Consider the following 21,842-nt stretch of genomic DNA (forward strand, 5'->3'; position numbering starts at 1 on the left):
AGAAGGCGGTCAAGCGTTGCGCAGGTACCAGGTGAAGTCGAGTTCGGTCACCTCGGCCATGAAGCGAGCCATCTCGACGCCCTTGACCACGGCATAATTGCTGACGAACCGTTCTCCGAGATAGCGCTTCATCAGGTCCGACTTTTCGAAGGCCTCGATCGCCGATCCCCAGTGGTTGGGCAGGCGGGTCTTGGCTTCTTCCGCCTCGTAGCCGTTGCCGACCACCGCCGGGCCGGGGCTGGTCTCCTCGCGCATGCCGTCGCACATCGCGGCCAGCACGGCGGCAACCGCGAGATAGGGGTTGGCGTCCGCCCCGCAGACCCGGTGCTCGACATGGCGCGATGCGGGCGATCCCGCCGGCACACGCAGCGATACCGTGCGATTGTTGACTCCCCAGGTCGGCGCAACCGGGGCATAGGAATTGGCCTTGAAGCGGCGGTATGAATTGGCGTTGGGGGCAAAGATCGCCATCGAATCCGCAAGGGCCGCCTTCATCCCCCCGATCGCGTGGCGCAGCAGCGGGGTGCCTTCGGGGTCTTCGCTGGCAAAGGCGTTCTTGCCCTCTGCGTCGTTCATCGAGACGTGCAGGTGCATGCCCGAACCGGCGGTCTCGGCAAAGGGCTTGGCCATGAAGGTCGCTTCGAGGCCGTGCTTCACCGCCACGCCCTTGACCACGCGCTTGTACATCACCGCATCATCGCAGGCGCGCAGGGCGTCGGCCTTGTGGCGCAGGGTGAACTCGAATTGTCCCGGCGCATATTCGGATATCCCGCTTTCCAGCGGCAATCCTTGCGCGTCGCAAGCGGCGTAGAGATCGTCGAAGAAGGGCTTGAAGTCCTCCATCTCGCGCAGGCCATAGACCTGGATGTCGCTCGAACGGTGGCCGGTTACCGGACCCCGCGCGGGGATCGGGCGGCCGTGGGAAATATCGACAAGGTAGAACTCCAGCTCGACCGCGACGACCGGTGTCAGCCCGTCCTTGGCCAGTTCGTCGATTACGCTGCCCAGCACGTGGCGCGGGTCGAGGTCGTTGGGCGTGCCGTCCAGTTCGTAGAAGCTGGTCAGGAACTGCGCGGCGTGTTCACCCAGCCACGGCGCGCGGACCAGCGTGCCGGGGACCGGATAAACGTAGCGGTCGGCATCACCGTCTTCCCAGACCAGGCCGGTTTCCTCGGTATCCCGGCCGACGATGTCGACCACCAGCACCGATCCCGGCAGGAAGCGCCCGGCTTCGTAGACCGCGATAACCTCGTGCTGGCGTAGCCGCTTGCCGCGCGGGACGCCGCACATGTTGGTGAAGATGATGTCGATCGCGTCGATATCGGGATTGGCGGCGAAAAAGGCCTTGGCCTCGTCCACCGTGGCGCGGTGGTTCGAACTGAAGGGCGGCTTGGTCATCGCGTGGCTCCGGTCAGGGTCTTGAGACAGAGGTCGAGCACCTCGGCCAGCCGGTCAACCTGCGTCCGTGTGGTCGCCGGGCTGACAAGCGTCATGTTGTGGAACGGCGCGATCAGCACGCCGCGGTTGATCAGGAACAGGTGCAGCGCGTGTTCGAGCGGCCCCTGCATCACGGCGCGCGCCTGGGTGCCGTTGCGCGGCGGGGTGTCGGTGCACAGGAATTCGCCCCGCGCGCCGATGTGGATCACGTGCCAAGAAAGACCGTTTCCCGCGATCACCGCGCGCAGCTGGTCCGCGAGCACTTCGGCCAGCGGCAGCATGTGGGCATAGGCCTCTACCGTCATGACCTCGGTCAGGCAGGCGCGCATCGCGGCCAGCGCCAGCGCGTTGGCCGACAGCGTGGTGCCGATGCCCGAATGACCGGTCTCGCCCTCGGTCCGCACGCGTTCCATCCGTTCGGCGACCTCGGCGGAAAAGCCGTAGACGGCACAGGGGACCCCGCCCGCCACCGGCTTGCCCAGCACGAACATGTCGGGCAGCGGGCCGTGGGTGGCGCTGTGTCCGCCGTAGCCCGTGGAAATGGTGTGCGTCTCGTCGAACACCAGCAGCGTATCGTGCCGCGCGGTCAACTGGCGCAGCGCGGTAAGATAGCCCGCATCAGGCAGGACCATCCCGACATTGGTCATCGCCGGTTCGGCAAGAACGCAGGCCACGTCGCCCTTGTTGAGCGCGGCTTCGAGCGCTGCCAGATCGTTGAATTCGATCACCACCGTGTGGTCGCGCAGGTCATAGACCTGGCCGACCAGGCTGCGGCGAAGTTCTGGTACGCCATCGCGCAGGTCGACGAACGCATCGTCGACCGCGCCGTGGTAGCAGCCGTTGAACACCAGCACCTTGTCGCGCCGGGTGATTGCCCGCGCCCACCGGATCACCGCGCGGTTCGCCTCGCTGGCGCTGCTGGTGACTTGCCAGAACGGCAGCTTGAACCGGGCGGCCAGCTCGTCAGCCACCACCACCGCATCTTCGGTCGGCAGCATGTAGGTCAGGCCGTGGGCGACCTGCTTCGCCAGTGCGCGGGCCACGGGCTCGGGCGAGTGGCCGAACATCGACCCCGTGTCGCCAAGGCAGAAATCGTCGTAGCGGTGCCCGTCGACATCCCACAGCTCGGCGCCCTTGGCCCGGGCAGCGAACAGGGGAAACGGCGTTCCCCAGTCGAGCATCCAGTGGAACGGCACGCCGCGGTGCCAGTGGCGCGCAGCCTCGCTGGCCAGCGCGGCCGATCGCGGATTGGCCGCGGCAAAGCGGGCACGCTCGGCCTCCAGCATGGCGTCGATGGCATCCCGGGCGATCATAGCCGGTCCCTTAGCGCATACCACAGCATCCCCGCCACATAGAGCGGATGGCGCAGCAGCGGCCCGCCGGGGAAGGGCCGTCCGGGGAGTTTGGCAAACAGGTCGAAGCGTTCGGCTGTGCCCTGCATGGCCTCGGCGATCAGGCTGCCGGCCAGCGTGGTCAGCAGCGCGCCGTGGCCCGAATAGCCGTGGGCATAGAACGTATCGCCGATGCGCCCGAAATGCGGCAGGCGGTTCAATGTCACGCCGACCAGCCCGCCCCAGGCATGGTCGATATGCACCCCGGCCAGCTGCGGGAAGACCCGCTCCAGATGGGGCCGCACGAAGCCCGCGACGTCGGCCGGCGGGCGCGGCGAGTATTTTTCGCCGCCGCCGAAGATCAAGCGATTGTCCGCGCTCAGCCGGTAGTAGTTGAGCACGAACTTGCTGTCGGACACTGCCGCGCCCGACGGGATCAGGGCGCGGGCCGTAGCTTCGCCCAGCGGTGCCGTCGCGATGTTGTAATTGGCGACCGGCATGGTCCAGCGGCCAAGGTTCGGCTCGATCTCGCCGATGAAGGCATCGCACGCGAGCACGCCGTATCGCGCGGTGACCGCTCCGTTCGCGGTCCTCGCCACAACGGGCGCGGCCTGGTGCAGATCCATGACCGGGCTGTCCTCGAAAATCCGCACCCCCGCCGCCACAGCGGCCCGCGCCAGCCCCAGCGCGTAGTTGAGCGGATGGAAATGCCCGCCCGCGGCATCGAACATCCCGCCATGGTAGAGCGGGCTGGCCACCTGATCGCCTAGGTCCGCCTTTTCGATCATCCGCAGGCTGTCATAACCCAGCAGGCGGTGCAGCAGTTCGGCCTCGCGGCGCATGGCGTCCATGTGGCCGGGCCTTGCCGCCGCCTGAAAGTGGCCCGCGCGCAGATCGCAGGCGAGGGCGTGACGCGCGATACGCCCCTTCACCATGCCCGTCGCTTCGAGCGACAGTGCGATCAGCCGCGCCGCCTGCGCCTCGCCGAAGGTGTCGACCAAATCGGTAGCGCCCCAGCGCATTCCCGGGATCAGCTGCCCGCCATTGCGCCCCGAAGCACCCCATCCGATGCGCTTTCCTTCCAGCAGCACGACCGTAAATCCGGCCTCCGCCGCATGCAGCGCCGCCGACAGCCCTGTGAAACCGCCCCCGATGACGACCACGTCCGCGCGTTCGTCCCCGGCCAGTGTCGACTGCGAGGGGAAGGGGTTGGCCGTGGCCGCATAGTAGGACGGCGCGTGCGGCGTCACGCCTACACCTTCAGCAGCAGGTGTTCGCGTTCCCACGAGCTGATCACCGACTGGTAGGCGTACAGCTCGGCATCCTTGATCGCCCAGAAGATCTCGAAGAATGCCTCGCCCAGTTCGCGCTTCACCGGCTTGCAGTTGTAGAACCGGTCAAGCGCGGCCTCGAGCGTGCGGGGCAGGGTGCGCGCACGATTGTAGGCGTTGCCTTCCATGATCTTGGGCGGGATCATCCGTTCGACCATGCCGATGTAACCGCAGATCAGCGAGGCGGCGATTGCCAGATAGGGGTTGGCGTCGGCGCCGGGCAGGCGGTTCTCGACGCGGCGATCCTTGGCTTCGGACACGGGCACGCGGAACCCGCAGCTGCGGTTGTCGCTGCCCCAGTGGACGTTGATCGGCGCGGCGGTATCGGGCCGCATCCGCCGGAACGAGTTCACGTTGGGCGCCACGAGCGGCAGGATCTGCGGCATCAGCCGGACCAGCCCCGCGATGTGGCTGCGGAACAGCGCGGAATCGCGCCCGTTCCCGGTCGAGAACACGTTCTTGCCGGTTTCGGCGTTGAGCACCGACTGGTGGATGTGCATCGCACTGCCCGGCTGGTCGGACATCGGCTTGGCCATGAAGGTCGCATAGACGCCGTGATCCAGCGCAACCTGACGGACGATGCGCTTGAACAGCAGGACCTGGTCGGCCAGGGCCAGGGCATCGCCATGGATGAAGTTCACTTCCAGCTGCGCGGCGCCGGCCTCGTGGATCATCGTGTCGATGTTTAGATCGGCCTTCTCGCACCAGTCGTAGATCTGCTCGATGATGTCCTCGAACTCGCTCAACGCCTCAAGCCCGAAGGCCTCGCTGGCGGTCTCGGCGCGGCCCGAACGGCCAGGCGGGGGGACCAGCGGGAAGTCGGAATCGAGATTCTTGGAAACGAGGTAGAACTCTGCCTCCGGCGCGATCACCGGCTGCCACCCCTTTGCCTCGTACAGGCTCAGCACCTTCTTCAGGATCTGGCGCGGGGCGATCTCCACCGGCTTGCCGTTGCCGTAGAAGCTGTCGCAGATGACATAGGCGGTCGGCGTCTTGTATCCCGGCGCCTCGCGGATGGTCGCAAGGTCAGGCGCAAGAACCAGGTCGGGATCGAAGTCGGGCACGATGTGCTCGACGTCCTCGGGATAACCGCCGGTCGCGGTGACGATATAGACGCTGCCGGGGATGCGCAGCGTACCGTCCTTGATCGATTTCAGGAACTTGGCCGCGGGCAGCACCTTGCCGCGCTGGATGCCGTTCATGTCGGGCACGATGCATTCGACCTCGCTGATCCTCTTCTCGCGGATCCAGGCGGCTATGTCGGCTGTCATGATGCGTGCTCTGCTGCCTGTTGCCCCGGGGACCGCACCGGCGGCGCGTTTACCCCTTGGCGCAGCCTAGAGAGCCAAATCAAGGCCGCCAACCCCCCAAATCGGCGCTTGGCCGCGGCGCGATCGGGGCGCTATCGTCGCACCGCGATGAACATGGGGACCATGATGAACAGAGGCGAGCCCAACGATCTTGCGGCGTTCTGGATGCCGTTCACCGACAACCGCGGGTTCAAGGCCAACCCGCGGATGTTCGTGGCGGCCGACGGGATGCACTATACCGCCGCGGCAGGGCACAAGGTGCTCGATGCGACGGGCGGGCTGTGGTGCGTCAACGCGGGGCACAACCGTGCGCCGATCGTCGAGGCGGTGCGCAAGGCGGCGGGCGAGCTGGATTTCGCGCCGACCTTCCAGCTGGCCCATCCGCGCGCGTTCGAGACCGCCTCGCGCCTCGCCATGCTGATGCCCGAGGGGCTGGACCGCATCTTCTTCACCAATTCGGGATCGGAGAGCGTCGACACTGCGCTGAAGATCGCGCTCGCCTATCAGCGGTCCATCGGCCAGGGCAGCCGCACCCGCCTGATCGGCCGCGAGCGCGGCTATCACGGCGTCGGCTTCGGCGGCATTTCGGTGGGCGGCATCGTCGGCAACCGGCGCCAGTTCGGCACCTTGCTGACCGGCGTCGACCATCTGCGCCACACCCATGACCCGGCCCGCAATGCCTACAGCCGCGGCCAGCCTGCCCACGGCGCTGACCTCGCGGAAGACCTCGAACGCCTCGTCGCGCTGCACGGCGCGGAGACGATCGCCGCGGTGATCGTCGAACCCGTCGCCGGATCCACCGGGGTGCTGGTGCCGCCACAGGGCTACCTGCAGCGGCTGCGCCAGATCTGCGATGCGCACGGCATCCTCCTGATCTTCGACGAGGTGATCACCGCCTTCGGCCGCGTCGGCAAGGCGACGGCGGCCGAACGCTTCGGCGTCACTCCTGATCTCATCACCATGGCCAAGGGGTTGACCAACGCCGCCGTGCCGATGGGCGCGGTCGCCGCGCGGCGCGAAGTGCACGACGCCATCGTCGACAACGCCGCGCCGGGGATCGAGCTGTTCCACGGCTACACCTATTCCGGTCACCCGCTGGCCTGCGCTGCGGCACTCGCCACGTTCGATCTCTACGCCGCAGAGGACCTGTTCGAGAGGGCGATCGCGCTGGAAGACTATTGGGCCGATGCGGTCCATTCGCTGAAGGGCGCCCCCCACGTCATCGATTGCCGCTCCATCGGCCTTATTGGCGGGATCGAGCTCGAACCGCGTCCGGCCGCCCCGACCAAGCGGGCGATGGAGGTGTTCCACAAGGCCTTCGACGCCGGCCTGCTGGTCCGCGTGACGGGCGACATCATTGCCCTGTCGCCGCCGCTGATCCTCGAAAAGACGCACATCGACGAGATTTTCGGCAAGCTGTCCGATTTGCTTCGCACGGTTAGCTGATCCGGCCGTCCCGACCGGTTAACCCAATCCGTCGGGCAAATATTGACCACGGGTGGCCTATCCGAGTCGCCATGACAGGGGCAAAGGCATGACCGACGCGGAACTGGCCGCCGCCGTGGCCGAGCAGGCCGGGCGCCTGCTGCTCGACCTGCGCGAGCACGGGACGCCCGATGGCGAGGAACTTGGCGCCGCCGGCGATCGCATCGCCAACCGTTTCGTGCGTGACGCGCTGCGCCGGGCGCGGCCGAACGACGCCTTCCTGTCCGAGGAAGATCCGGACAGCCTGTGCCGGCTCGACAACGCGCGCTGCTGGATCATCGATCCGCTGGACGGCACGCGCGAATATGCCGAAGGGCGCGATGACTGGGCGGTGCATGTTGCCCTGACGCTGGACCGGACCCCGGCGATCGGCGCGGTCAGCCTGCCGGCGCAAGACCTGGTCCTGCGCTCCGACAGGCCGCGACGGATCGACGGGATGCGCTCGCCGCCGCGCATCGTCGTCAGCCGCACCCGGCCCCCGCGTGCGGCGGCGGCGGTGGCCCAGGCGCTCGGCGCCGAGGTGGCGGCCATGGGCAGCGCGGGGGCCAAGGCCATGGCCGTCGTGCGCGGGCAGGCCGACATCTACCTGCACAGCGGCGGACAGCACGAATGGGACAATTGCGCCCCCGTCGCCGTGGCGCTCGCCGCCGGGCTTCACGCCACCCGACTCGACGGCACGCGGCTGCTTTACAATGGCAAGGACACGGCTGTGCCGGATCTGCTTATCTGCCGGAATGAATGGGCAAAACCGGTGATGGCCTGCCTCGCCGCCCTCGATTGCGGACGCAGCGCCCGCGTGGCATAGCCGCGGGGATGGACGACAAGGACGCACTCGACATCTCATCGCCGAAGCGGGTCAAGCTTGGGGTGGCGGTGGGCGTCCTCGCGCTGCAGGTGGTGGTCGTGCTGGGCCTGATCCGCGCCTTCGCGCCCGACTTCGCGGCTCAGGCGGTCGAATCGGTCATGTCGACGTTTTCGGTCACCGTCACCACGCCGCCTCCGCCCAAGCCGCCCGAACCCAAGGTCGCAGACAAGCCCGCTGGGGCGTCGGGCGCGGAAGGCAAGAAGGCGGTGCCGCGCGAAGCCAGGGCGCCCGAACCCAAGATCCCGATCGCCAAGGCGCCGGCGCCCAAGGCGTCGAGCAGCGGAAGCGCCGATACCTCGGGCGCGAAGGATCGCGGCACGGGCACAGGCGCAGGCGGTCCAGGCACCGGCACGGGTAGCGGAGCGGGCGGAAGTGGTCAGGGCGCGGGCGGCGGCATTGCTGAACGTCCCTCGGTCCGGTCGGGCGAAATCAACGATTCGCGCGATTTTCCGGTTCCCCCCGGCGGGCGTCAGACCCGCTTCGGGAAGTCGGTTACCGTCACCTTCACCGTAACCACCGATGGGCGCGCGCGCGATTGTTCGGTCGCGCGCAGCTCGGTCGATGCCGACACGACCGCGCGGGTCTGCCCGCTGGTGCTGCAGCGCATCCGCTTCAACCCGGCGCGCCGCGCAGACGGTACCCCGGTCGAAACGCGTTATGGCTACCGGGTCGATTTCACCGCCCGCTAGAGCGCCGGCGATGCGGCTTGATCGGACCGGCGCGCAGGCGGTAAGGGCAAGGCAATGATCGCCCAGACCATCCAGCTTGCGCTCGCTCCGGTCTTCGTGCTGGTCGCCATGGGCAACATCCTCAACCTCCTCTCCAGCCGGCTCGGCCGCGTGGTCGATCGGGCGCGCAAGCTGCAGGACCGCCACGTTGCCACCGAAGGTCCCGATCACGACGAGGTCGTGGCCGAGATCCGCATGATCGACAAGCGGATCACCCTGATTACAAGGGCGATCCGCATCATGGTGGTCAGCGGGCTGATGGTCGGCCTGACCGTCGCCGTGCTGTTTCTCGAGGAACTGGTCGATCTGAAACTGCAGCGCGTGGCCGCCTCGACCTTCCTGACGGCGATCCTGCTGCTGATGTGGGCGCTGGTCCTGTTCCTGCGCGAAACGCAGGTCTCGGCGCAGCAGCTGCGCATACCGCGCAGCTACCTGGAGCTAGAGCGCGACCTCTAGCCTAATTGAGCAGCTTGCGGCCCTTGGCTTCGATCTGGCCGCGCACCATGCCTTCGACGAAGGACAGCGCCGGCGGGAAATCGACGGTGAAGACCACCTGCCCGTCCTCGATCTCGATCCTGCCGTCGATGGTCTTGCCCATCGCGCTGACCGAAAGCGCCATCGTGTCCTCGTCGGGCCAGTCGGCCGACACGTCCGCCATCCCGCCGGGAATGAAGCTCGCAATTTCGCCGGTGCGGGCGCGCAGGCGGCGGCGCACCTCCTCCTTGTCGAGGCTGTGGGAAATGGGCACGCGCATCAGCTCGCCTTTTCGCTATCGTCGAGCCCGCCGCCGTACTTGTAGTCGAGGTAGCGGGTCTGGATCGCCAGGTTGTCGATCGCACCGGCGGCAAGCTGGCGGGTTACGCTGTCGATTTCCGCGCTGACCTTGCCAAGGCTTTCCGTCAGTTGCTGGTCGGGACTCTGTCCTGCCTGCGGTTCGCCGCGCAGGTGGCGCGGGATCGAGGTGTAGGTCGATACCAGGTTGGGCAGCGTTTCGCCGACCAGCTTGCGCACATCGCGGGCAGCCGGCGTGTTCGCGTCCAGCCCGTCGAGCTGGTGGCCCAGCGCGTCGAGCTGGCCGCCAATCTGATCGACGATGCGCACCGCCGGGGCGGGAAGGGCCGGGCGCTGGCGTTCCAGCCACAGTTCGGTCCGTCCGACGAGTGTCCTGGTGTCGCCGGTGCCGAGCGATTCGATCGTCGGCACCTTGATCCGCGGGAAGGTCGAAAAGAACGCGACCGCGCCGACCATCGCCAGCAGCGCGACGATGATCCCGGTCCAGCCGATTCCGTCGAGCACCAGGCCCGCGATCATGGCCGCCACAACCACGCCGCCGAGCGCGAGCAGCACGCGGACCAGCTTCTTGAACAGGTGGTCGCGCTTGAGCGCGGCCGATCGCCGCCCGATCGAGCCGGCGCGGCGTCCGCCGAAATCGCGGTTGTTGACCAGCGACGTGCCGGCCGCGCGCATGATCTCCTGATGCTGGTGCGCTTCACCCGGCATGGCGGCTCACTCGGCCGTCAGCAGGCTGGGCGCGTCGTGGGCAGACTGGGCCTGCGCAGCGCCTTCGGCGCGGGCAATGTAGCCGCGCGACTTCTCGACCTCGGCGGTGAGGGTGGTGACCGTCTGCTTCATGCTGTCCAGCGCCTTCACCTTGAAAGTGTCGATGTTGTCCATCGTGTCGTAGATGTTCTGAAATGCGCGCTGAAGCGTTTCGATCGGGATCGTGCTCGATGCAGCCTGTTCGTGGATGCGGCCGGTCTGGTCGCGCAGCAGCGCGCCGGTCGAATCGATCAGGTTGGCGGTGGTGGTGTTCAATGCGGTGATCTGCTGCAGCACCAGCCGCTGGTTGGTCATCGCCTGAGCGACGGTAACCGCCGTGCGCAGCGCGCCGACCGTGGTCGTGCTGGCGCGGTCGACGCCCTTGACCAGTTCGACATTGTTCTTCTTGACCAGATCCAGCGCGAGATAACCCTGCACCGATACCGCCATTTGCGTCAGCAGGTCCTGGGTGCGCTGGCGCACGTAGAACAGCGCGCTCTCGCGGATCGCCTTGGCCTTGGCCGGGTCGGTCGCGTCGAGATCGGCGGCGGTCTCCTCAAGCTTGGCGTCGAGCGTGTTGCTGATGTGGACCATCTGCTCGAGGTTGCCCATCGCTTCCCACAGCTTGGCGCGTTCGACGTCGATCGCCGCGTTGTCCATCAGCAACTCGTCCTTGCCCGAGGCAAGGTGGTTGAGGATCGACTGGATATGACCCTGCGCCGACTGGTAGCTGGTAAAATACCTCTTCAGCGAGTTGCCGAAGGGGATGATGCCCAGGATCTTGCGCCCGGTGGACAGCTTGCCCGCCTTGCCCGGGTCGAGTTCCTCTACCGTGCGGCGCAGTTCTGCGAGGTTCGCCCCGACGCCGTTTTCCTTGTCCATTGCGCGGACCGGGCGGTCGAGAAAGCGGTTCGACATGGCTGCAGCGGCCATGATTTCCTTGCGGCCCATGTTGGTCAGCTGGTCGACCTTCTTGCCGAACTCGGGCGAATTGGCGTCCGATGCAATCAGGTCGGTGACGAAGGCCTCTACCTTGGCGTCAAGCTTCGACTTCTTTTCGTCGGCAACGGGGACCAGTCCGACAGCCTTTTCGGGCGCGACCACCGGCACGGGATCGGGCGGGGTCAGCGTCAGCGTGGGCGCGGCGGTATCGGCAGTAGTCGGCGTGGTGGCCATGGACCTGTTCCGTGTGGTTATTCGTCCCGGCAAGATGGGGCGAAGACCGCGACGACGCAAGCTGTATTAGACAAATAAAACGCCGCCTCGGACAAGCGGTATCAGGCGAACCAGCGCGCCAGTCGGCCGCGCTGGCGGGGCGCGGACTGGCCGCTCACCTTGAACAGGTAGTTGGCGAGCACCGCCGCCTGTTCGCGCGTCATCACGATATGGTGATCGTCGACCCCGCGCTTGTCGGCGCAGCGGGTCGAATGGGTGCATTGCAGGGTGAGGTCCAGTTTGGGCCCGACCGTGTGGTGTGCCCAGCCGACCAGCACGCCAAAACTTTCCTTCTGAGGCTTTACCATCGAATGCTCCCCCTGGGCGTTTGTTGCCTGCCCTTGCGCGCATACTTATCGCGCCGCGCGCGCGACGCAATGCGCAAAAATGCACAAATGTGGGACGCTTCGAGATGATGGCAGTGCCGGCAGCCGCGCTGCCGGGATCAGGCTGCCAGCTTGAAGGGTTCGATCTCGCCCGAAAGGTAGAGTTTCTTGGCCTTGGCGCGGCTGAGTTTGCCCGAGCTGGTGCGCGGCAGGGTGCGCGGCGGGACCAGTTCGACCACGCAGTTCATGCCGGTGATCGAGCGAACCTTGTCTCGAATCTGATCGTGCAGCTTCATCCGCTCGGCCGGATCGGAAACGCGGCAGTGAACCAGCACGGCGGGCACTTCCTCGCCGCTTTCGGTTTCGACCGAGAAGGCGGCGATATCGCCCTGATGGAAGCCCGGGAGCTGTTCCACTGCCCATTCGATGTCCTGCGGCCAGTGATTCTTGCCGTTTATGATGATCATGTCCTTGGCGCGGCCGACGATGAACAGATAGCCATCGACGAGATAGCCCATGTCGCCAGTGTCGAGCCAGCCGTCGACCAGGCACGCCGCGGTCGATTCCGGGTCGCGGAAGTAGCTGTGCATGACGCTGGGGCCCTTGCACCACACCTTGCCGATGTGGTGATCGGCCAGCGGCTTGCCGCTTTCGCCGCGGATCTCGATCGCCATGTCCTTGACGGCCTTGCCGCAGTTGACGATCGCGCGGTATCGCGCCGGACGCGACAAGTCGCGCGGAGTTCCGGAAAGGCGCTCTTCCTCGACCAGTTCGACGCGGATCCCTTCGCCCGGCGGCATGATCGTGACGGCCAGCGTCGCTTCGGCAAGGCCATAGCTCGGCAGGAAGGCGCTGGCCTTGAAGCCGGCGTCGGCAAAGGCGTTGACGAAGCCCTGCATCACATCGGGGCGGATCATGTCGGCGCCGTTGCCGGCAATCCGCCAGCGCGACAGGTCGAAGCGCTCGGCGACGTGTGTCTGGCTGGAAATGCGTCGCGCGCATATGTCATAGCCGAAGGTCGGCGAATAGCTGGCCGTGGTGCCCGGATTGCGGCTGATCATGTCGAGCCAGGCCAGCGGGCGACGGGCGAAATCCTCGGTCTTGATGTAGTCGGCCGAGACCTGGTTCGAAATCAGCGACAGGAAGCAGCCGACCAGGCCCATGTCGTGATACCACGGCAGCCAACTGACGCAGCGGTCGCTTTCGATCAGCTTCATCGCCTCGCCATGGCCGGCCAGGTTGTTGAGCAGGCTGGCGTGGGTCACGGCGACGCCGTGGGGGAAGCGGGTCGATCCGCTCGAATACTGGAGGTAGCAGATGTCGTCGCCCTGGGCGGTCGGCAGATCGCCTTCGGCCTGCGACTGCATGGCGAAGGCCTGCCAGGCGATCCCCTGGCAATCCTGCCGCTCGGCGGCGGCGCCGGCCATCTCGGCGATTTCCTCGGGGTAGAACAGCACCAGCGGGTCGCTCGAGGCGAGCTGCACGGCGAGCTGGTCGATGTAGCTTTCCTTGCCGCCGAAGCTGGTCGGCAGCGGCAGCGGCACCGGCCAGGCGCCAGCGTAGATGGTGCCGCAGAACAGCGCGGCAAACTCCGGTCCGGTCTCGGCAACAAGGGCGACGCGATCGCCCTTGTTGACCCCGTGGGCCATCAGGCGGCGGGCCATGGCCAGGGCATCGTCGCGCAGTTCGCTGTAGGGATAGACCCGCTGCAAGTTGCCCCGCGGATCGTGGAAATTCATCCCCCGCTTGCCCGATGCGGCATAGTCGAGCGCTTCGCCGAAAGTGGCAAAGTCCGACAGACGCCGCGGCAGCGTGTCTTCATTGGGGGTGGGCACCAGAGCAGCGGTGTCAGGCGTCACCATCGAGGCGGCGTCGGTCATGTGCGAAAACCCGTTGTTAACCAGTGCGATGCGCCGCTTTGCAACGTCATGCCCGGCGTTGAATCCTTCTCGCGGGCGCCTCATACGCCCGCAGACTGGCCTCCCCATTTGCCGCAATGTGTGGCACGAATAAGGCCGATGACTGGCGGCAGGATGAACAGGGAGAACGCGCGCAAGGCGCCAAGACCGCTCGACAGGGCCCGGATGGAGGAGCTTGCCCTGGCCTATGTCGCGCGCTTTTCGACCAGCGCGGCCAAACTGGAGGACTACCTGAAGCGCAAGCTGCGCGAACGAGGCTGGGACGGAGACGGCCCCGCGCCGGTCAGGGCCACGGTGGAGCGTTATGTCGAACTCGGCTATATCGACGATGCCGCCTTTGCCGCATCGCGCACCGGCAGCCTGCTGCGGCGCGGCTATGGCGCGCGGCGGATCGGACAGGCGCTTCACGCAGCGGGAATCGACGAAGAAACGCGCGAACAGGTGAGAGCCGGGCTCGCCGAGCAGCGACAGGCCGCGCTGGCCTGCGCGCGCAAGCGTCGGCTGGGCCCGTTCGGTGCACCGGTGGGCGACCGTTCAGCCAGGGAAAAGCAGGTCGCGGCGATGCTGCGTGCCGGCCATCCACTGGACAGCGCCCGCTTTCTGGTCGATGCACCCAGTGTCGAAGCGGCTGAAATATGGGCCGAATGCACCGAGGAAGATTGATGTCGCGCGCGTTTGTCACCGCCCTGGTCCTGACCGCTGCCGCCTGTTCGCCGAGCAGCGGCGATGCCGCCCCCCAATCGACCCAGGCCGCGGTCGCCGTTCACCCGGTATCCGGCTTGCCCGTAATCGCGCTAACCGTGACGCACGCCGGCACAGTCCGCGGATTCCGGGTCGAAGTGGCATCGACGTCGCAGGAGCAGGCGCGCGGCCTGATGTTCCGCACCGAAATGGGCGCGGATGAAGGCATGATCTTCCCGATGAATCCGCCGCGCACCGCCAGCTTCTGGATGCGCAACACGGTGATCCCGCTTGACATGATCTTCGTCGGTACAGACGGGCGCATTCTCAACATTCGGACTGCACAGCCCTATGACGAAACCCCGCAGCCTAGCGCCGGGGTGGTCAAGGCGGTGCTCGAACTCAACGGCGGCCGTGCGAGGCAGCTGGGGATCGAACCCGGCGACAGGGTCGACTGGTGAGGCGCGCGTCCCCCTTGCCCAAGTGCCCCCGGTTCCGCTAGGCGCGACCCATGGGAATCCTCGGCAAGATCTTCACCTGGTGGAACGGCGCAACCGTGGGCACCGCCTTCAATTCGGCGCTGAACGGCGAAAAGGTTGGCACCGACGTGTTCGGGAACGCCTATTACCGCGCGAAGAAGGCCTATCCCAAGGGGCACCCCTTTGCCGGCAAGGAGCGCCGCTGGGTGATCTACTCGGGCGCCAACGATGCCAGCAACGTGCCGGCCGAATGGCATGGCTGGCTGCACGGCAGCCTTTCGGGCGTTCCCGAGTCGAACCTGCCGCCGGCGCGGATATGGGAGACGGATTACACACCCAACGCCACCGGCACGGTCGGCGCCTATCGTCCGGCCGGCGCGCTGGAGCGGGGCGGCAAACGCGCCGCCGCCACCGGCGATTACGAAGCCTGGTCGCCCGATGGCGGCACGGTGGCAGCTTCCCCGGACGCCTGATGCCGTGATGCGGGCTCTCGCCCTTGCCTTGCCGCTGTTCGCGCTGACCGCCTGCAAGGGAGGCGACGACAGTGCCGAGCCATTGGCGACCGAGGTGCCTTCGGACATGGTCGGCCAGGCTTCAGGCGGGCCGGCGGTGGAAAGCGAATACGGCACGCCGGTGAAGGACCGCGTCGCCACGATCGGTCTTCTCAACAAGCGCAACAACCTGCAGCAGGATCTGACGCTCAAGCCCGGCGAGGCGCGCCGCGTCGGCAATGTTGTCGTGAAGCTGCTCAGCTGCGAACGCACGCTGCCGTGGGAAAGCCCCGAGGAAACCGGCGCCTTCGTCCAGGTTTTCGTGGAAGAGCGGTTGACTGCGGATCAACCCTTGAAATGGCGCACGGTGTTTTCGGGCTGGCTGTTCAAGAACTCCCCCAGCCTCAACGTCGTCGAACACCCGGTCTACGATGTCTGGGTGAAGGCCTGCGCAATGAAGTTCCCGGGCGAGGAAGATAGCCCGTCGGCCGCAGCGAGCAGCGCGGCAAAACCGTCTGGCAGGGCCAGCCCCAAGCCATCGACGTCGCCCTCACCGACGCCGAGCGCCGCACCCTCGGCCAGTCCGACGCCGACCGCGTCGCCCGCCGCCGCTGAAGCCTGAGCTGCGCGCAGCAGCTCCAGGTAATCCGCCTCGTCGATTTCGCGCGCGCCCATCGTGGCGAGGTGCGGGGTCATGAACTGGCAGTCGAGCAGGGAGGCGCGGGCAAAGCGCAGCGCCGCGACGAGGAACGCCAGCGCGACCTTCGATGCGTCGGGCATCCGGCTGAACATCGATTCGCCGCAGAACACGCGGTCGAAACCCACCCCGTAAAGCCCTCCGACGAGCTGGCCGTGGTGCCAGCATTCGATCGAATGGGCGTGCCCTTCGTGGTGCAGCGCCAGATAGCTGCGTTCGATCCGGTCGGAAATCCAGGTATCTCCGCCATCGCGGCGCGGTCCGGCGCAGGCTTCGATGACCGCGGCAAAGGCCTGGTTGCAGGTGACCTCGAATGTGCCGCGGCGCAGCACCTTGGCCAGGCTGCGCGAACAGTGGAAGCTGTCGAGCGGCAGGATCGCGCGGTGGCGCGGCTCGACCCAGAAGATGTCGGGATCGCCGCGTGCATCGGCCATCGGGAAGATGCCGCTGCGATAGGCCAGCAGCAGCAGGTCCGGGTCGATCGGCGGAGGCGATGCGGGGGCATGCATGGCGACCGACTGTTGCACGAAAGCGGCGCACCTGTCATGGCGCTTGTCTTCGCCGCCGTGCTTGTCTAAGGGCACCGGCGCCTGCAGGAGTGTAGCTCAGTTGGTAGAGCATCGGTCTCCAAAACCGAGGGCCGCGGGTTCGAATCCTGCCACTCCTGCCACTTTTCCAGAACCCGCGCCGATTGCCCACGCCATCCATGCCTGACGAACCTCGTTCCGACCGATTCGTGAGGCGCAGGCTTGCGCCGCTGGCCTGGCTCGCGCGCGAGCCGGGTGCGCGCGAAAGCCTGGTTTTCGGGCTGCTTCTGGCGTTCGCCTCGATCGCCCCGGTGCTGGTCGCGGTCTATCCGCAGATGGTCGATTACCCTGCCCACCTGGCGCGCTTCCACATCATGCTGGAACGCGACAATTCGGCCTTCCTGCAGCAGTATTACGGCTTCAAGTGGCGCTGGATGGGCAACCTTGGCGCCGATCTGCTGATCCAGCCGCTCGCGCACTTCTTCCCCTTGGAAACGGCGGGGCGGATCATCGTCGCTCTGATCCCGCCGCTCACCGGCCTTGGCATCGTCGCGGTCGAATGGGCGCTGCGTCGCCGCGTCGGGCTGGGCGCCATCATGGCCATGATGTTCATCTGGTCGCCCGCGCTGCTGCTCGGCTTCCTCAACTTCGGCCTGTCGCTGGCCGCCGCGTTGTTCGTCTTCGCTGCCTGGGTCCTGCTGGAAGGCAAGCGCTGGCGCTGGATCGTGATGATACCGGCGGGTTTCCTCGTCTGGGTCTGCCACGTGTCGGGCTGGGGCGCGCTGGGGCTGATGGTGTTCGGCTACGAATGGAGCCGGGACAAGAGCTGGCGCGCCTGCCTTGCGCCGTGGCCACTGGCCTTCCCGCTGATCGCGCTGGTCTTCGGCGCGGGAACCAAGGGGCTCGCCTCCTACGGCTACGGGGAATCGGTTGCGGTCTACAAATGGTCGATCTGGCGCCAGGCGATGCGCGATTCGATCAAGTGGCTCGACTATGCGAGCATGATCGGCGTGCTGGCGACACTCGCGCTGTCGGCGGCGCTGCGGCGGATCGACCCGCGGCTTGGCTGGGGCACCGTGCTGCTGCTGCTCAGTTCGCTGGCCCTGCCGCGCCACATCTTTGCCGGCGACCTGGTCGACGCGCGGATGATCTCGACCGGGCTGATGGTCGGCTGTCTGGCGCTGGCCTGGCGCGCGCCGCGCTGGGTCCTGCTGGTTGCGGCGGCCTTCTTCCTTGGGAGGCTGACCCTGACCACGCAGGACTGGCAGCGCGATTCGCGCGAAACCGCGCATCTTCTCGAAACGATCGACCGCCTGCCGATGGGCGCGAGGCTGGCCACCGTGGTGATCACCGAACGCAGCTGGTGGCAGCACAACCCGCAGGAACACATCTGCGGCTATGCGCTGGTGCGGCGCGACGCGCTGGTGAACTGCAACTTCGCCCTGCCGATGGTCCACATGATGACGATCAACGAGGGCGGCCGCTATTTCCGCGATCCCTATCACCGCCTCTACCACCGCACCGGCGCGACGATAAACCTGCTCAGCTACGATCCCGCCAAGCACGCCGACTGGTTCTGGTACGTGGGCGTCAACCGTCCGGACAAGCTGCCGCTGCGCGCCAAGGTGATCGAGGCCGACCGCCACACGCTGCTGGCACGGCTTGCAAAACGTCCGGACGGTAGCTAAGTGCGGCGGTGTCTTCCGACATCGGGAACACGGATCGCCCCCGGACGCGCTGCCAGCCAGCCGCCGGGAGCGGACCTGTACCCGCAAGACGGCGGGCGTCAGTAGTTTCAACCGTTCAGGCAGCAAAGGCTAGGCAGCCATGGCCAAGATTTCTCCCGGCGAGTTCATGCGCCAGGTCCAGGCAGAAGCGCGCAAGGTCGTCTGGCCGAGCCGTCAGGAAACCGTGACCACCGCGATTTTCGTCGGCATCATGATGGTCATCCTCGCGCTGTTCTTCCTCGGCATCGACACGCTGTTCGGCAAGGCCGTGCAGTGGCTCCTGTCGCTCGTCTGATCCGGCCCCAACCCTAAGGTAACATCATGGCCCGCTGGTACATCATCCACGCCTATTCCGGTTTCGAGAACAAAGTCCGCGAATCGATCCTGTCCGAAGCCGAACGCATGGGCCTCGAAGCCCTGGTCGAAGCGGTCGAAGTGCCGCACGAAACCGTCACCGAGGTGAAGCGCGGCAAGAAGGTCCAGGTCGAGCGCAAGACCATGCCGGGCTACGTGCTGGCCAAGCTGACGCTCAACGACGACGTCTACCACCTGGTCAAGAACACCTCGAAGGTCACCGGATTCCTTGGCCCCAACGGCAAGCCGCAGCCGATCTCCGACCGCGAGGCCGCCCGCTATTTCGGCGCGCGCGATGCCGCCGCGGCCGAGCCCAAGAAGCACATCAGCGTCGATTACGAGATCGGCGATTCGGTGAAGGTGCTGGACGGCCCGTTCAACTCGTTCACCGGCATCGTCGAGGAACTCGACTTCGACAAGAACCGGGTCAAGGTCTCGGTCTCGATCTTCGGCCGCGCCACGCCGGTCGAACTCGACTTCGAACACGTCGAACTGGTCAAGTAGGCTTCCCACAAAAGCTTGCATTTGCGCGCGTCTTGACCTAGGCGCGCGCCTTCTCCCGGCCTCGGCCGGGTGATTCCGTGCGGGAGAAGGGCATCGCCGCCCTTTGTCTGACCGCTAACTCTGCGGCCCTTCCAGGGCCAACAGGAAGAAAGGAGGCCCATCGTGGCCAAGAAGATTGAAGGCTATATCAAGCTGCAGGTGCCGGCCGGCAAGGCCACGCCGTCGCCGCCGATCGGTCCGGCGCTGGGTCAGCGCGGCGTCAACATCATGGAATTCTGCAAGGCGTTCAACGCCGCCACGCAGGAACTTGAAAACGGCATGCCGATCCCGACCATCATCACGGTCTACGCCGATCGCAGCTTCACGTTCATCACCAAGACTCCGCCCGCCACCTTCCTGATCAAGAAGGCCGCCAACCTCAAGTCGGGCTCGAAGGAGCCGGGCAAGGTTTCGGCCGGAACGATCAAGCGCTCGGCGCTCGCCGAAATCGCGCAGGCCAAGATGAAGGACCTGAACGCGAACGACATCGAACAGGCGACGAAGATCATCGAGGGCTCGGCCCGCTCGATGGGTCTCCAGGTCGTGGAGGGCTAAGGACATGGCAAAGCAGACCAAGAAGCAGAAGACCCTCGTCGAGAAGCTGGGCGACAACCAGAAGCTCTACGGCGTCGATGAAGCCATCGCCCTTATCAAGGACCTCAAGTCCGCCAAGTTCGACGAAACCCTCGAAGTGTCGCTGAACCTCGGCGTCGACCCGCGCCACGCCGACCAGATGGTCCGCGGCATGGTCGTGCTGCCCTCGGGCACCGGCAAGGACGTCAAGGTCGCGGTCTTCGCCCGCGGCGACAACGCGCAGAAGGCGATTGACGCCGGCGCGGACAAGGTCGGCGCCGAAGACCTGCTGGAAGACATGCAGGCTGGCAACCTCGACTACGGCCGCGTCATCGCGACGCCCGACATGATGGGCATCGTCGGCCGCCTCGGCAAGGTGCTGGGCCCCAAGGGCCTGATGCCGAACCCGAAGCTGGGCACCGTGACCCCGAACGTCGCCGAGGCCGTCAAGGCGGCCAAGGGCGGCCAGGTCGAATACCGCGTCGAAAAGGCCGGCATCATCCATGGTGGGATCGGCAAGCTGTCGTTCTCGAACGAGGCGCTGCGCGCCAACTTCGACGCCTTCGTCGATGCCGTGGTCAAGGCCAAGCCCGCCGGCGCCAAGGGCAAGTACGTCCGCAAGATCGGCCTGTCCTCGTCGATGGGCCCGGGCATCAAGGTCGACGTGGCCGAAGTCCACAACGGCTGATCCAGCCTGATCGAACACCGAAAGGGCCGGGGGGAAACCTCCGGCCCTTTTCGCATGCTGGCTCAAGGGCTTGACCCCGCGATGTGGGCGGGCGGCCGTTTGCAGGTAGTATGATCGCACATAGGGGCCGCCACATGGCATCCGATCGCCGTGCAATCTCGTTGTGGAAGGCTACCGGTGACAATTCGCCGTATCGCGCCAGCCCTGTGTGCCGCGACCGTGACGGTACGCCCGACATCATCGGCGTGCGTTAGGATCTCGCCAGCGCGGCCGCAGTGTAGCACTCGGTCACCAGCGCCAGAGGTTCTCCGGTTTCGGCGCGCAGCAGCGCGACTTGCGAAAGGATCGTATCGGTTGGACAGGTCGGCTCGGGACCATGGCGGCTGGCGATGGTTTCCCGGGTGAAGCGCAGCGGTCCGACCACCTTGCCGAAGGGCACTTCGCTCGACTCCAGCGCCGCGTTCATCTCTTCGGTCAGACGCTCGCGTACGTACCAGTTGTGGGCAACCGACAGGACCCGGTCGCCGCAGACCAGCTCGACGTTGCGGTAGCCCAGCGCAGTAGCGGCAGATACAGCCAGCCGATCGCGCAGATCGGATGGATCGGGCGCCCGCTCACCCTTGATCTGACGGGCAATGACCTTCGGCTGTTCGGCGATGCCGCGCGCGGCGCACCACTGTTCCAGCGCGCGCGTGGCCGACGGAGTCGCCGCAAGCGCCGCTTCAAGCGCGGTGACGGTTTCGTCATGGGTCGTGCAGGCCGAAAGCAGGGCGGCGCTGGCGGCAAGGTTCATGACCGCGATCCTAGATCCCACCCGGAAAGGCCTCGCGCCCCGTTGCGCGAAGGCCCGTCAGAAGGGCCTCGGCGCATTCGGCCAGCACGGCGGGATCGGTTGCCCGGATGACGAAGTTTGCGCCGGTGCGGCCTTCGCGGAAGAAGGGATAGGAGCCGATAGCGCTGCCCTCGTGCGCTTTTTCGGTCTGGCGCAGCAGATCGGCGATCTCGCTTTCGGGCACCCAGCAGCCGATCGTTTCGCTGAGCACAGGCAGCCCGCCTTCGAGCGTACCCGTCAGCGCATCGAGCATCCCGGCGGTGATCGAAGGCACGCCGGCCATGAGGAACACGTTATCCACGCGGATGCCTGGCGCGCCCGACATGCGGTTGGGGATGAGATCGGCCCCGTGGGGCACGCGGGCCATGCGCAGCCGCCCTTCGTTGAGACCGCCGCGCGTCGCGTAGTAGCGTTCGAGGATCGCGCGCGCCTCGGGGTGGATCACAACACCCACGCCCAGCGCCGCGGCCACCGCATCGACGGTGATGTCGTCGTGCGTCGGGCCGATCCCGCCAGTGGTGAACAGGTAGTCGTTGCGCGCGCGCAGCGCGTTGACCGCCTCGACGATTGCGGCTTCCTCGTCGCCGACCACGCGCACTTCGGCGAGGCGGATGCCCTGGACGTTGAGCCACGTGGCGACCTGCGCGACATTCTTATCCTGGGTCCGGCCCGACAGGATCTCGTCCCCGATGACCAGCAGCGCGGCGGTCCAGACTTTGGGCGTTTCGCTCATGGCAGCAGCGTTAGGACGCCGCGACGGTCAG

Annotated in this window: 24 protein-coding genes, 1 tRNA gene and 1 pseudogene; 14 read left to right on the plus strand and 12 right to left on the minus strand. The window is 66.5% G+C overall.

Translation table 11 applies throughout. From position 1 onward, the window contains the following. Window positions 1–9 precede the first annotated feature (9 nt). The 4 genes from B0I00_RS08065 to B0I00_RS08080 are packed head-to-tail and all read right to left on the minus strand — an operon-like array spanning window position 10 to window position 5,370. Window positions 10–1,398 carry a glutamine synthetase family protein gene (locus tag B0I00_RS08065; RefSeq protein WP_100866867.1) on the minus strand — a complete coding sequence of 463 codons (1,389 nt, stop codon included), beginning with the start codon at window positions 1,396–1,398 and terminating at the stop codon, window positions 10–12. Then, window positions 1,395–2,750: an aspartate aminotransferase family protein gene (locus B0I00_RS08070; RefSeq protein ID WP_100866868.1), complete on the minus strand. Its 1,356-nt coding sequence runs from the start codon at window positions 2,748–2,750 to the stop codon at window positions 1,395–1,397. Before B0I00_RS08070 ends, B0I00_RS08065 begins: the two co-directional genes overlap by 4 nt. After that, window positions 2,747–4,018, minus strand: coding sequence for an NAD(P)/FAD-dependent oxidoreductase (locus B0I00_RS08075; RefSeq protein WP_100866869.1), 1,272 nt, complete (start codon window positions 4,016–4,018; stop codon window positions 2,747–2,749). Before B0I00_RS08075 ends, B0I00_RS08070 begins: the two co-directional genes overlap by 4 nt. 2 nt (window positions 4,019–4,020) lie before the next feature. After that, the gene (locus B0I00_RS08080) at window positions 4,021–5,370 is read right to left on the minus strand and encodes a glutamine synthetase family protein (protein WP_100866870.1); all 1,350 of its coding nucleotides are present in this window, start codon (window positions 5,368–5,370) and stop codon (window positions 4,021–4,023) included. A 147-nt stretch (window positions 5,371–5,517) separates the two neighbouring features. Between B0I00_RS08080 and B0I00_RS08085 the strand changes: the two genes are divergently transcribed. From B0I00_RS08085 to B0I00_RS08100, 4 genes are all read left to right on the plus strand, one after another. After that, window positions 5,518–6,855: an aspartate aminotransferase family protein gene (locus tag B0I00_RS08085; protein WP_232730167.1), complete on the plus strand. Its 1,338-nt coding sequence runs from the start codon at window positions 5,518–5,520 to the stop codon at window positions 6,853–6,855. A gap of 88 nt (window positions 6,856–6,943) precedes the next feature. Next, on the plus strand, window positions 6,944–7,699 hold the full coding sequence (locus B0I00_RS08090) for a 3'(2'),5'-bisphosphate nucleotidase CysQ (protein ID WP_100866871.1): 756 nt from the start codon (window positions 6,944–6,946) through the stop codon (window positions 7,697–7,699). Between the two features lie 8 nt (window positions 7,700–7,707). Beyond that, complete coding sequence (locus tag B0I00_RS08095; RefSeq protein ID WP_100866872.1) at window positions 7,708–8,448, plus strand: TonB family protein; 741 nt, start codon at window positions 7,708–7,710, stop codon at window positions 8,446–8,448. A 54-nt stretch (window positions 8,449–8,502) separates the two neighbouring features. After that, on the plus strand, window positions 8,503–8,943 hold the full coding sequence (locus tag B0I00_RS08100) for a DUF2721 domain-containing protein (protein ID WP_100866873.1): 441 nt from the start codon (window positions 8,503–8,505) through the stop codon (window positions 8,941–8,943). Between the two features lies 1 nt (window position 8,944). On the opposite strand, the gene B0I00_RS08105 is transcribed toward B0I00_RS08100, so the two are convergent. From B0I00_RS08105 to B0I00_RS08125, 5 genes are all read right to left on the minus strand, one after another. Then, window positions 8,945–9,241: a polyhydroxyalkanoic acid system family protein gene (locus tag B0I00_RS08105; RefSeq protein WP_100866874.1), complete on the minus strand. Its 297-nt coding sequence runs from the start codon at window positions 9,239–9,241 to the stop codon at window positions 8,945–8,947. Beyond that, window positions 9,241–9,987, minus strand: a complete 747-nt coding sequence (locus B0I00_RS08110) for a hypothetical protein (RefSeq protein ID WP_100866875.1) — start codon at window positions 9,985–9,987, stop codon at window positions 9,241–9,243. The genes B0I00_RS08105 and B0I00_RS08110 overlap by 1 nt, the downstream gene beginning before the upstream one ends. A gap of 6 nt (window positions 9,988–9,993) precedes the next feature. Then, window positions 9,994–11,202, minus strand: coding sequence for a toxic anion resistance protein (locus tag B0I00_RS08115; RefSeq protein WP_100866876.1), 1,209 nt, complete (start codon window positions 11,200–11,202; stop codon window positions 9,994–9,996). A gap of 101 nt (window positions 11,203–11,303) precedes the next feature. Next, a complete protein-coding gene (locus tag B0I00_RS08120; RefSeq protein ID WP_100866877.1) occupies window positions 11,304–11,549 on the minus strand; it encodes a hypothetical protein in 246 nt (81 codons plus the stop codon). Window positions 11,550–11,686: 137 nt separating this feature from the next. Beyond that, window positions 11,687–13,447, minus strand: coding sequence for a fatty acyl-AMP ligase (locus B0I00_RS08125; protein ID WP_100867162.1), 1,761 nt, complete (start codon window positions 13,445–13,447; stop codon window positions 11,687–11,689). 153 nt (window positions 13,448–13,600) lie between these two features. Here B0I00_RS08125 and B0I00_RS08130 point away from each other — a divergent pair, with 153 nt between their 5' ends. The 4 genes and pseudogenes from B0I00_RS08130 to B0I00_RS17245 all read left to right on the plus strand — a co-directional run. Further along, the gene (locus B0I00_RS08130; RefSeq protein ID WP_100867163.1) at window positions 13,601–14,149 is read left to right on the plus strand and encodes a regulatory protein RecX; all 549 of its coding nucleotides are present in this window, start codon (window positions 13,601–13,603) and stop codon (window positions 14,147–14,149) included. Beyond that, entirely contained in the window at window positions 14,149–14,628 is a 480-nt protein-coding gene (locus tag B0I00_RS08135) for a DUF192 domain-containing protein (RefSeq protein WP_100866878.1), read from the plus strand. Before B0I00_RS08130 ends, B0I00_RS08135 begins: the two co-directional genes overlap by 1 nt. A gap of 50 nt (window positions 14,629–14,678) precedes the next feature. Beyond that, complete coding sequence (locus B0I00_RS08140; RefSeq protein WP_100866879.1) at window positions 14,679–15,119, plus strand: NADH:ubiquinone oxidoreductase subunit NDUFA12; 441 nt, start codon at window positions 14,679–14,681, stop codon at window positions 15,117–15,119. Between the two features lie 106 nt (window positions 15,120–15,225). Next, window positions 15,226–15,528 (plus strand): annotated as a pseudogene (locus B0I00_RS17245) (DUF2155 domain-containing protein); the annotation flags it as partial. Window positions 15,529–15,563: 35 nt separating this feature from the next. Here B0I00_RS17245 and aat read toward each other — a convergent pair. Continuing rightward, window positions 15,564–16,343 carry a leucyl/phenylalanyl-tRNA--protein transferase gene (aat, locus tag B0I00_RS08150; RefSeq protein WP_100866880.1) on the minus strand — a complete coding sequence of 260 codons (780 nt, stop codon included), beginning with the start codon at window positions 16,341–16,343 and terminating at the stop codon, window positions 15,564–15,566. An 85-nt stretch (window positions 16,344–16,428) separates the two neighbouring features. Here aat and B0I00_RS08155 point away from each other — a divergent pair. From B0I00_RS08155 to rplA, 6 genes are all read left to right on the plus strand, one after another. Beyond that, window positions 16,429–16,504: transfer RNA gene (locus B0I00_RS08155), tRNA-Trp, on the plus strand. Between the two features lie 36 nt (window positions 16,505–16,540). Further along, on the plus strand, window positions 16,541–18,049 hold the full coding sequence (locus B0I00_RS08160) for a hypothetical protein (RefSeq protein WP_100866881.1): 1,509 nt from the start codon (window positions 16,541–16,543) through the stop codon (window positions 18,047–18,049). 139 nt (window positions 18,050–18,188) lie between these two features. After that, complete coding sequence (gene secE, locus B0I00_RS08165; RefSeq protein WP_100866882.1) at window positions 18,189–18,383, plus strand: preprotein translocase subunit SecE; 195 nt, start codon at window positions 18,189–18,191, stop codon at window positions 18,381–18,383. A gap of 26 nt (window positions 18,384–18,409) precedes the next feature. Further along, window positions 18,410–18,946 (plus strand): transcription termination/antitermination protein NusG, encoded by a 537-nt coding sequence (gene nusG / locus B0I00_RS08170; protein ID WP_100866883.1) that lies wholly within the window; start codon window positions 18,410–18,412, stop codon window positions 18,944–18,946. Between the two features lie 162 nt (window positions 18,947–19,108). Then, window positions 19,109–19,540, plus strand: coding sequence for a 50S ribosomal protein L11 (gene rplK, locus B0I00_RS08175; protein WP_100866884.1), 432 nt, complete (start codon window positions 19,109–19,111; stop codon window positions 19,538–19,540). Between the two features lie 4 nt (window positions 19,541–19,544). Beyond that, entirely contained in the window at window positions 19,545–20,246 is a 702-nt protein-coding gene (rplA, locus tag B0I00_RS08180) for a 50S ribosomal protein L1 (RefSeq protein ID WP_100866885.1), read from the plus strand. Between the two features lie 250 nt (window positions 20,247–20,496). On the opposite strand, the gene B0I00_RS08185 is transcribed toward rplA, so the two are convergent. After that, entirely contained in the window at window positions 20,497–21,039 is a 543-nt protein-coding gene (locus B0I00_RS08185; RefSeq protein WP_100866886.1) for a hypothetical protein, read from the minus strand. A 10-nt stretch (window positions 21,040–21,049) separates the two neighbouring features. Beyond that, the gene (locus B0I00_RS08190; RefSeq protein WP_100866887.1) at window positions 21,050–21,811 is read right to left on the minus strand and encodes a competence/damage-inducible protein A; all 762 of its coding nucleotides are present in this window, start codon (window positions 21,809–21,811) and stop codon (window positions 21,050–21,052) included. Between the last annotated feature and the right edge of the window lie 31 nt (window positions 21,812–21,842).

The organism is Novosphingobium kunmingense, from assembly GCF_002813245.1.
GTDB classification, from domain to species: domain Bacteria; phylum Pseudomonadota; class Alphaproteobacteria; order Sphingomonadales; family Sphingomonadaceae; genus Novosphingobium; species Novosphingobium kunmingense.

What these genes read in the sequence shown, in the direction of transcription:
- B0I00_RS08065 (WP_100866867.1), bottom strand. Translation starts at nt 1,398, where the DNA reads ATGACCAAGCCGCCCTTCAGTTCGAACCACCGCGCCACGGTGGACGAG.
- B0I00_RS08070 (WP_100866868.1), bottom strand. Translation starts at nt 2,750, where the DNA reads ATGATCGCCCGGGATGCCATCGACGCCATGCTGGAGGCCGAGCGTGCC.
- B0I00_RS08080 (WP_100866870.1), bottom strand. Translation starts at nt 5,370, where the DNA reads ATGACAGCCGACATAGCCGCCTGGATCCGCGAGAAGAGGATCAGCGAG.
- B0I00_RS08085 (WP_232730167.1), top strand. Translation starts at nt 5,518, where the DNA reads ATGAACATGGGGACCATGATGAACAGAGGCGAGCCCAACGATCTTGCG.
- B0I00_RS08090 (WP_100866871.1), top strand. Translation starts at nt 6,944, where the DNA reads ATGACCGACGCGGAACTGGCCGCCGCCGTGGCCGAGCAGGCCGGGCGC.
- B0I00_RS08095 (WP_100866872.1), top strand. Translation starts at nt 7,708, where the DNA reads ATGGACGACAAGGACGCACTCGACATCTCATCGCCGAAGCGGGTCAAG.
- B0I00_RS08100 (WP_100866873.1), top strand. Translation starts at nt 8,503, where the DNA reads ATGATCGCCCAGACCATCCAGCTTGCGCTCGCTCCGGTCTTCGTGCTG.
- B0I00_RS08105 (WP_100866874.1), bottom strand. Translation starts at nt 9,241, where the DNA reads ATGCGCGTGCCCATTTCCCACAGCCTCGACAAGGAGGAGGTGCGCCGC.
- B0I00_RS08110 (WP_100866875.1), bottom strand. Translation starts at nt 9,987, where the DNA reads ATGCCGGGTGAAGCGCACCAGCATCAGGAGATCATGCGCGCGGCCGGC.
- B0I00_RS08115 (WP_100866876.1), bottom strand. Translation starts at nt 11,202, where the DNA reads ATGGCCACCACGCCGACTACTGCCGATACCGCCGCGCCCACGCTGACG.
- B0I00_RS08120 (WP_100866877.1), bottom strand. Translation starts at nt 11,549, where the DNA reads ATGGTAAAGCCTCAGAAGGAAAGTTTTGGCGTGCTGGTCGGCTGGGCA.
- B0I00_RS08125 (WP_100867162.1), bottom strand. Translation starts at nt 13,447, where the DNA reads ATGACCGACGCCGCCTCGATGGTGACGCCTGACACCGCTGCTCTGGTG.
- B0I00_RS08130 (WP_100867163.1), top strand. Translation starts at nt 13,601, where the DNA reads ATGAACAGGGAGAACGCGCGCAAGGCGCCAAGACCGCTCGACAGGGCC.
- B0I00_RS08135 (WP_100866878.1), top strand. Translation starts at nt 14,149, where the DNA reads ATGTCGCGCGCGTTTGTCACCGCCCTGGTCCTGACCGCTGCCGCCTGT.
- B0I00_RS08140 (WP_100866879.1), top strand. Translation starts at nt 14,679, where the DNA reads ATGGGAATCCTCGGCAAGATCTTCACCTGGTGGAACGGCGCAACCGTG.
- aat (WP_100866880.1), bottom strand. Translation starts at nt 16,343, where the DNA reads ATGCATGCCCCCGCATCGCCTCCGCCGATCGACCCGGACCTGCTGCTG.
- B0I00_RS08160 (WP_100866881.1), top strand. Translation starts at nt 16,541, where the DNA reads ATGCCTGACGAACCTCGTTCCGACCGATTCGTGAGGCGCAGGCTTGCG.
- secE (WP_100866882.1), top strand. Translation starts at nt 18,189, where the DNA reads ATGGCCAAGATTTCTCCCGGCGAGTTCATGCGCCAGGTCCAGGCAGAA.
- nusG (WP_100866883.1), top strand. Translation starts at nt 18,410, where the DNA reads ATGGCCCGCTGGTACATCATCCACGCCTATTCCGGTTTCGAGAACAAA.
- rplA (WP_100866885.1), top strand. Translation starts at nt 19,545, where the DNA reads ATGGCAAAGCAGACCAAGAAGCAGAAGACCCTCGTCGAGAAGCTGGGC.
- B0I00_RS08185 (WP_100866886.1), bottom strand. Translation starts at nt 21,039, where the DNA reads ATGAACCTTGCCGCCAGCGCCGCCCTGCTTTCGGCCTGCACGACCCAT.
- B0I00_RS08190 (WP_100866887.1), bottom strand. Translation starts at nt 21,811, where the DNA reads ATGAGCGAAACGCCCAAAGTCTGGACCGCCGCGCTGCTGGTCATCGGG.